This window comes from Pseudomonas sp. K5002, from assembly GCF_013386655.1.
GTDB lineage: Bacteria > Pseudomonadota > Gammaproteobacteria > Pseudomonadales > Pseudomonadaceae > Aquipseudomonas.
The window spans coordinates 1-6465 of sequence record NZ_JACARK010000933.1; the positions used below are offsets into that span (position 1 = coordinate 1).

At 62.7% G+C, this 6465-nt stretch carries 7 protein-coding genes; 1 reads left to right on the forward strand and 6 read right to left on the reverse strand.

Going from position 1 to position 6465, the window contains the following annotated elements; genetic code table 11:
* From HX846_RS31215 to HX846_RS31240, 6 genes are all read right to left on the reverse strand, one after another.
* Nucleotides 1-627, reverse strand: a 627-nt coding sequence (locus HX846_RS31215; RefSeq protein ID WP_178966871.1) for a pilus assembly protein N-terminal domain-containing protein, incomplete at its 3' end; no start/stop codon positions are given.
* Entirely contained in the window at nucleotides 624-2762 is a 2139-nt protein-coding gene (sctV, locus tag HX846_RS31220; protein ID WP_134326974.1) for a type III secretion system export apparatus subunit SctV, read from the reverse strand. The genes HX846_RS31215 and sctV, both read right to left, overlap by 4 nt.
* Nucleotides 2759-3094, reverse strand: a complete 336-nt coding sequence (locus HX846_RS31225) for a lipopolysaccharide assembly protein LapB (protein WP_003207267.1) — start codon at nucleotides 3092-3094, stop codon at nucleotides 2759-2761. Before HX846_RS31225 ends, sctV begins: the two co-directional genes overlap by 4 nt.
* Complete coding sequence (locus HX846_RS31230) at nucleotides 3094-3450, reverse strand: hypothetical protein (RefSeq protein WP_003207269.1); 357 nt, start codon at nucleotides 3448-3450, stop codon at nucleotides 3094-3096. The genes HX846_RS31225 and HX846_RS31230 overlap by 1 nt, the downstream gene beginning before the upstream one ends.
* 28 nt (nucleotides 3451-3478) lie before the next feature.
* Nucleotides 3479-4372: an FHA domain-containing protein gene (locus HX846_RS31235; RefSeq protein ID WP_177070351.1), complete on the reverse strand. Its 894-nt coding sequence runs from the start codon at nucleotides 4370-4372 to the stop codon at nucleotides 3479-3481.
* A 115-nt stretch (nucleotides 4373-4487) separates the two neighbouring features.
* On the reverse strand, nucleotides 4488-4649 hold the full coding sequence (locus tag HX846_RS31240) for a hypothetical protein (protein ID WP_003207273.1): 162 nt from the start codon (nucleotides 4647-4649) through the stop codon (nucleotides 4488-4490).
* Between the two features lie 563 nt (nucleotides 4650-5212).
* Here HX846_RS31240 and HX846_RS31245 point away from each other — a divergent pair.
* On the forward strand, nucleotides 5213-6465 hold a 1253-nt coding region (locus HX846_RS31245; RefSeq protein WP_306173176.1), incomplete at its 3' end, for a type III effector HrpK domain-containing protein.

A 6465-nucleotide genomic window follows, 5' to 3' on the forward strand; every position in this document is an offset into this window, starting at 1 on the left:
GGTGGCGGCGGCCAGCGGTCCGCCGGTGATCAGGCCAAAGGAGAACGTGCCGTTGCTGAACATGGCGTTCCAGTTAACCCCGTAATGCAGCAGTTCCGAGCGGGACACTTCAGCGAAGCGCACACGCAAGTTGACCTGGGCTGCACCGGTGTACTCAGTGGTGTTGACCGCGCTCTGGAAGCCCTGGCCCTGTGGGTTGAGCAAGGCATTCAAATCCGTCGCTTCTCCAACCGAACGCACCGTGCCCTTGGCGATCAATCGGTTACCGGCACCGCTGATCTGCGCGCCATTGCCGGGATGCAATTCCTGCATCGGCGCGGTCACTGCCTGGGTCGCGCTACTGACCGCCAGGCTCAGGCTGGCAAGCTGTTTGCCGTCGCTGCCAAGGGCAATCAGGCTGGTATTGCCCGGCGCCTTGCCGAAGATATAGATCACCCCGGGCGACACCACTTGCAGGTCGGCAATCCCCGGCTCGGCCACCAGTACCGACTCCACCGGGGCCACAAAATGCAGGATCCGGCCTTCACCGGAGGCCAGGTTGATAGACCCCTGGGCACCGTTGGCGATGTCCTGGGCACTGCAGAAAAACGAGGTCAACGTCAGCAACAGCAGACAAAAACGGATCATGAGGCAGACGCCAGGGAAGTGACGGAAGCCGCGGCAGGTGCACGGCGGTTGGAGATATCGGTAAGGCTGATGGTCACCAGCGCTTGCAGGTTGTATTCGGTGGCCAGTTCGCGAAACGACAACACCGCCAGCTCCAGCTCACCGCGCAGTACCAGGCGCCGCAGGCTGCGGCGCAGTTCCGGGTGCACCAGCAATACCGCACTGTTGGCTTCAGTGGTTTTGTCGCAGGCCTGGCGCAGTTGGGCGAGCAACGCGCGGTTGACTTCCTCGGGGATCACTTCACGGCTGGGCTCCTGGCGACGCAGAGACGCACGCAACTGGTCTTCCAATCCCGGCGCCAGCACCAGGGCGCCAATCACCCGATTGCGGTCGGCGTACTGATGGCTGATCTGCCGCGCCAACCCTGCACGCAGGTGTTCGGCCAGGCGGCCGGCATCGGTTTCCCGGGCGCCCCACTCCACCATGGCTTCGAGCAAGGCCCGCTGATTGCGGATCGACACGCCCTCGCCCACCAGCAGGCGCAGGGTCTCGGCCACTCGCTGCAACGGCACCAGGCGCAGGGCTTCCTTGACCAGTTCGCCGTAGGTGGCTTCGGTGCGTTCGAGCAGCAGGCGGGTTTCCTGGATGCCGAGGAAGTCCGCGGCATAGCGGCGCAGGCTGCGTTCCAGCACGCCACGCAAGACTTCGTCCGGCAGCAGGAAACCGATGCCGGCGCTGCGCAGTGCGTCTTCGTGCTGACGCTCGATCCAGTGCGCGGCACGACCGTTGAGGGGCGAATCGGCTTGCAGGGTGGCGATGTCCAGCAACTGCACATGCACCGGATCGTCCTGCAACAGCAGGCAGTTGATCGGCATCTCGCCTTCGCTGACGGGTACGCCTTCCAGTGACACGCGGTAGCTGCCCGGCGTGGCCTTGGCGTCCATGTGAATGCCCGGCACCGGCATATCGACGCCGAGGTCGCTGCGAATGTCGTGACACAGCGCTTCGATGCGTTGGCTCAGTAGTTGGCGCGGGGCGCTGAGGGCCAACGCACTGCCGAGGGTCAGCAATACCCGAGTGTCGGGGGCCACGCCATAATCCTGCTCGGCCTGCACTTCAACCACCGGTTCCAGGGTCTCGACCAGCGCTTCAGGCTCTACCTGGTTTTCACGGGTATGACGACGGTACATCACGAAGGCCGCACCACCGAACACCAGCGACAACCCGAGGAACACCCAGGTCGGAAAGCCCGGTATCACGCTGACGCCGACCATGATCAGTGCGGTCAAACCGAGGGCGCGGTAGCTGGCACCCAACTGCTTGAGAATCTCGCTGCCGAGGTCACCCGCTTCGCCGTCGCTGTTGACCCGCGTGACCACGGTGCCCGCCGCTACCGAGATAAGCAGCGCCGGGATCTGTGCGATCAAACCGTCGCCCACGGTCAGCAGCGAATAGGTGTGCACCGCCGCGCCGAAGGCCATGTCGCGCTCGATCATGCCGATCAGCATGCCGCCCAGCAGGTTGACCGCGAGGATCACCAACCCGGCAATCGCATCGCCCTTGACGAACTTCATCGCCCCGTCCATCGCGCCGAACATCTGGCTCTCGCGCTCCAGGCGTGAGCGCCGGCGGCGGGCTTCGGCCTGGTCGATATCGCCGTTGCGCAGGTCGTTGTCGATGCTCATCTGTTTGCCGGGCATCGCATCCAGGGTGAAGCGCGCCGCCACTTCCGCGACCCGCTCGGCGCCTTTGGTGATCACCACGAACTGCGCCACGGTGATGATCAGGAACACCACCATGCCCACCACCACCTGGCCGGCAATCACGAAGTCACCGAAGGCCTTGACGATATGGCCAGCGTCGCCGTGCAGCAGAATCAAGCGGGTGGTGGTGATCGAAAGCGACAGGCGAAACAGGGTGCTGAGCAGGATCAGCGGCGGCAGCGCGGAGAATTCCACCGAGTGGCCGATGTAGAACGCCACGATCAGGATCAGGATGCTCAGGGCGATGTTCAAGCCGATCAGCATGTCCACCAGGTAGGTAGGCAGCGGGATGATCATCATCACGATCGCCATCAGCATGAACGCGACGATGATCACGTCGGTACGCTGGGCGGCCATGCGCGCGATGCCGTTCAGGCGATTGAGCAGGTTCATGGCGCGGCTCTCCGTGCAGCGAGGTAGCGTTTGAAGCACTGGCGCGCTTCGTCCTTGCGTTCGCCGTACCACAGCGCCCGGGCACGCAGCAGCAACAGGCTGGCAGACTCACCCTCCAGCGCGACCAGCCGATCCAGGGCCGCGAGTGCGCGGGTGAAGTCGCCGCTGTCGGTGAACGCCAGCACCAGCGAGCGCAGCAGCAGGCCATCGTCGGGCGCGACACTCACGGCAATCAGCAACATCACCAGCGCGCGCTGGGACTGGCCGTTGCGCCGGTACAGCTCGCCAATGCCCTTGAGCAATTGCACCGCGTCGTCGTTGTCCCGGGGCATCAGGCCTGGACCTCCGAGCGTTGTTGTTCGAGGGTGCGGCGCATCTCGATTTCCTCGCTGATCAGGTCATGGGCCAGCGCCTTGATCTGCGGCTCGGCGTCGAGGTTCGGCAACAGGTGCTGCATCACGTGTTCCAGCAGTTCCAGGGAACGTGCGCTGCCGAACAGCAGCGAGTCGACGCCAGCGGCGCTGGTGAGTTCTTCCAGGTCACTGCGCAGGGAGCGGCGGGACTGGACCTTGCGGGTTTTCAGCAACGCTTCGAAAGCCGTGGCCTGGCGCGAGTTGACCGGGCGGATCGCCTCGACCGGCGCGCTGCGCACGTCACTGGGAATCAACGGACGGGGTTCGACTTTCATCCCGGGGCCTTAGCTGAAAAAAGCAGCGTCATAGGGTGAAGGTGAAGCGTTCTTCGCCACGGGCGAGGATCACCTGGTTGTTCTCGATGCGCTCCAGTACCCAGTTGTCCGCCAGGGCCGCGCCGGGGTACAGGCGCTTGCCGCTGTCATTGATCACGTAGGGGTTGGCGCCGAACCACACGGCTTGAAAGCGCACCCGTGGCCGGGCCGCATCTGCACGCACGGCGACCCGCGGGTTGAGCACGATCTGCTGGCCGTAACGCTGGTCGAAGGCTTGTTGCAGGGCGACCCATTGAGGCTTTTGCGCGCGCTCAAAGGAGCCGACGGCGTTGAGTTGGCCATCGATGTCGTTGACCTTCACGGCGTCCAGGTGGGCGGCCTGCAATTGCCCTTCGAACCAGGCCTTGGCCTCGGCACGGGAAGGCTTGGCTGCGGTTGTTTCGGCAACCGGCATTACGGTTTGCGCTTGCGGTGGATCATTGCGAAATGCCAGGGCGCCGGCGCATACAAAGAGCAACGCTATGGCGATGATCCAGGGCGTTAATGTGCGTGTCGTCGCAGGCGTTTTTTCAGGGCTGCCCGGCAGCGCCAGGCTCACACCCGCCGTGCCGATACGCAGTTGCAGCGGCAGCCGCGCGCGATGGCCGCTGCCTTGGGGAATACGGATATCGCCGGCAGTGCCGGTGATCAGTACATCGCCGCCGAGGGCCTCGACGGCCACCTGGGCCCCTTCAAAACGCAGGCGCAGGTGCAACTCGGCAATCCCGGGATCGCTGAGCTGGAGGTCGGCCGCCAGGGCGGCGCCAAGGGTGTAGACCGGCTGGTCGAGCATCAGGGAACTGCCCTGGTGCAAACCGTGGGTCACGAGCAGGGTCGGCGCGCCGTTCGCGGCGGGCAGGCCCAGGGAAATCAAGGCTGTCATGGTTGGGTTTGCCCCCTTGAGAATCACAGGCCGCAACGACGCCTGTGCCGATCAACAACGGTGCAACGGGGTAAGGCAGGTATACGGGCAGCGCCGGCGCTGCCCGCATGGCGAATCAGTTCTGCGGACGCTGTTTGGTGGCGTCGAGCTCTGCTTTTTTCGCGGTGCTGATCTCGGTGATCTTGGCCGACTTCTCGATGGCCATGTTGAAAGTTGCTTCCATCTTCGCGATAGCGTCGTCGGCGCCGCCTGCACTTACTGGTGGAGTAGTAGCCATGTTCAATCTCCTTGCATCGATAGGGAAGTTAAGCCGCATGCAAACCGAAACAAACTCCCAGCGTCAGACAGTGAGTTGGCCATGCAGCCGTCGGTTTGCATGGGAACCATACTACTCACGAACAAAACGCCTTCGCTGTGAAAGCTTGTGAAACGTTCATGGCAGGTGCTGTGAAAAATCCGGCTCAACATGCCGTTGAGAAAATCTCATCGCCGCGCGGGCGTGGAACTTTTGTTAAAAAAACAATACACGACGAGACCCAATGTTTACGGGGGCACAACCTGAAAAACGAACCAACTCGAACAATTTACGAGCCCGTTACCCCTGGGTAAAAACGTTGATCACTCAACAATTCCAGAAAATAAATCCGACAACTTCACACTTTTAACTAATAGCCATTTGCCCAACTTTGCAGATATTTCCATTTGTAACAAAACCGACTTGATCATCGCGTTTGATAGCTCGGCGCGGGTTAACCCAATAACACTTCGCAACTTTCGCCCGCCACAGTTAGTGCACTTGCACTAAATATCGACTGATATAAAACAACTTCCAGGTGATCTATGACTGCGATCCCGAATGGCCTTGACCCTGCCGACAACAAAGGCCCGGATGGCTCCCGGAGCACGTTCGAAAAAGCCCTGTTCACCGCCGTCGACAAGCCGGTATTCGACCCCTCGAAAATCCGCGGGCCGTCCATTCCGCTGCCGTACCAGAACGTGCAGGCACCGGTGAACAACAGCATCACCTACACCCCGCTGGGCAGCGACAAACCGGTGACCCTCAAGCAGATCGACAACCCCAGGCTGTTTGAGCAATTGGTCAACCAGTACAACGCACAGCAAAGCGACGCGACCCTTGAGAAGAATCTGGCCGACAGCAAAGACGCCGGCTACAAGGAGGCCGACGCCAGCACCGTGGCGCCTGGCCTGGGCAACTACAAGGCGATCGGCAGTACCACCGAATTGGGCCCGGGACTGATCCGCTACGAGACCAGTGCCGGCGACAAAATCGTGGTCAGCCAGAAGGAAACACCCGCGCTGTTCGCCCAGGTCAGCGGCGACTCGGCCAAGCTCTTTGCGATCAATGCCAGCCAGGCCGAGGGCTACCGCCTGGCCGGCCCCACGGAAACCATGGACCCGGCAGCGAATATCGGCCCGCCCGAAGAAGTCGGCCCGGGCCTGATTCGCTATACCACGGCGTCGGGCGACAAGGTGATCGTGTCCCAGGACATCACCCCCGCGCTGTACGACCAGGTGGCCAAACTGTATGCCGGCAGCACCGGCGCGGCGGGCGCCTCGGACACGTCCTGGATCGACACCTCATCGTTTGGCGTGTCGGGTGCCAAGGACTGGGACACCATCACCGGCAACACCAGCGGCACGCCGACCAAGGAAGAACTCGACCTGAACCGGCCCAAGGCGGCCGCGCAATTGCTCTCGCAAAACTGGGACGCCTGGGGCCTGCATGGCGCGCCGATCGACTTCGCCAACCCACCCACGACACTCCCCCCCGAGGCCCAGGCCGTACTCAAGTACGTGGCCAGCAGCCCGAGCCTGATGGCCGCGCTGGATACCGGCGGGCGTGGCAAGGCCGACAATGTGATCACCCATTCCGATGTCGACCATTTCATCGACAACGCCGGCAAGGACCTCGGCGCCGCGTCGAAATCCTATGGCAGTTTCCTCGGCAGCAAACCCGGTGACCTGGCCAAGGCGAATGCCAAGTCGGCGGCAATCCTGATGGCCAATGAGAGCCTGGCCGCTGGCGCAGGTCCGGCGATGCGCCCCGGTGACGCCAACCAGCGCAGCAACGA

Coding starts and splice junctions, on each gene's coding strand:
- HX846_RS31230 (WP_003207269.1), bottom strand. CDS start 3,450: ATGAAAGTCGAACCCCGTCCGTTGATTCCCAGTGACGTGCGCAGCGCG.
- sctV (WP_134326974.1), bottom strand. CDS start 2,762: ATGAACCTGCTCAATCGCCTGAACGGCATCGCGCGCATGGCCGCCCAG.
- HX846_RS31225 (WP_003207267.1), bottom strand. CDS start 3,094: ATGCCCCGGGACAACGACGACGCGGTGCAATTGCTCAAGGGCATTGGC.
- HX846_RS31235 (WP_177070351.1), bottom strand. CDS start 4,372: ATGACAGCCTTGATTTCCCTGGGCCTGCCCGCCGCGAACGGCGCGCCG.
- HX846_RS31240 (WP_003207273.1), bottom strand. CDS start 4,649: ATGGCTACTACTCCACCAGTAAGTGCAGGCGGCGCCGACGACGCTATC.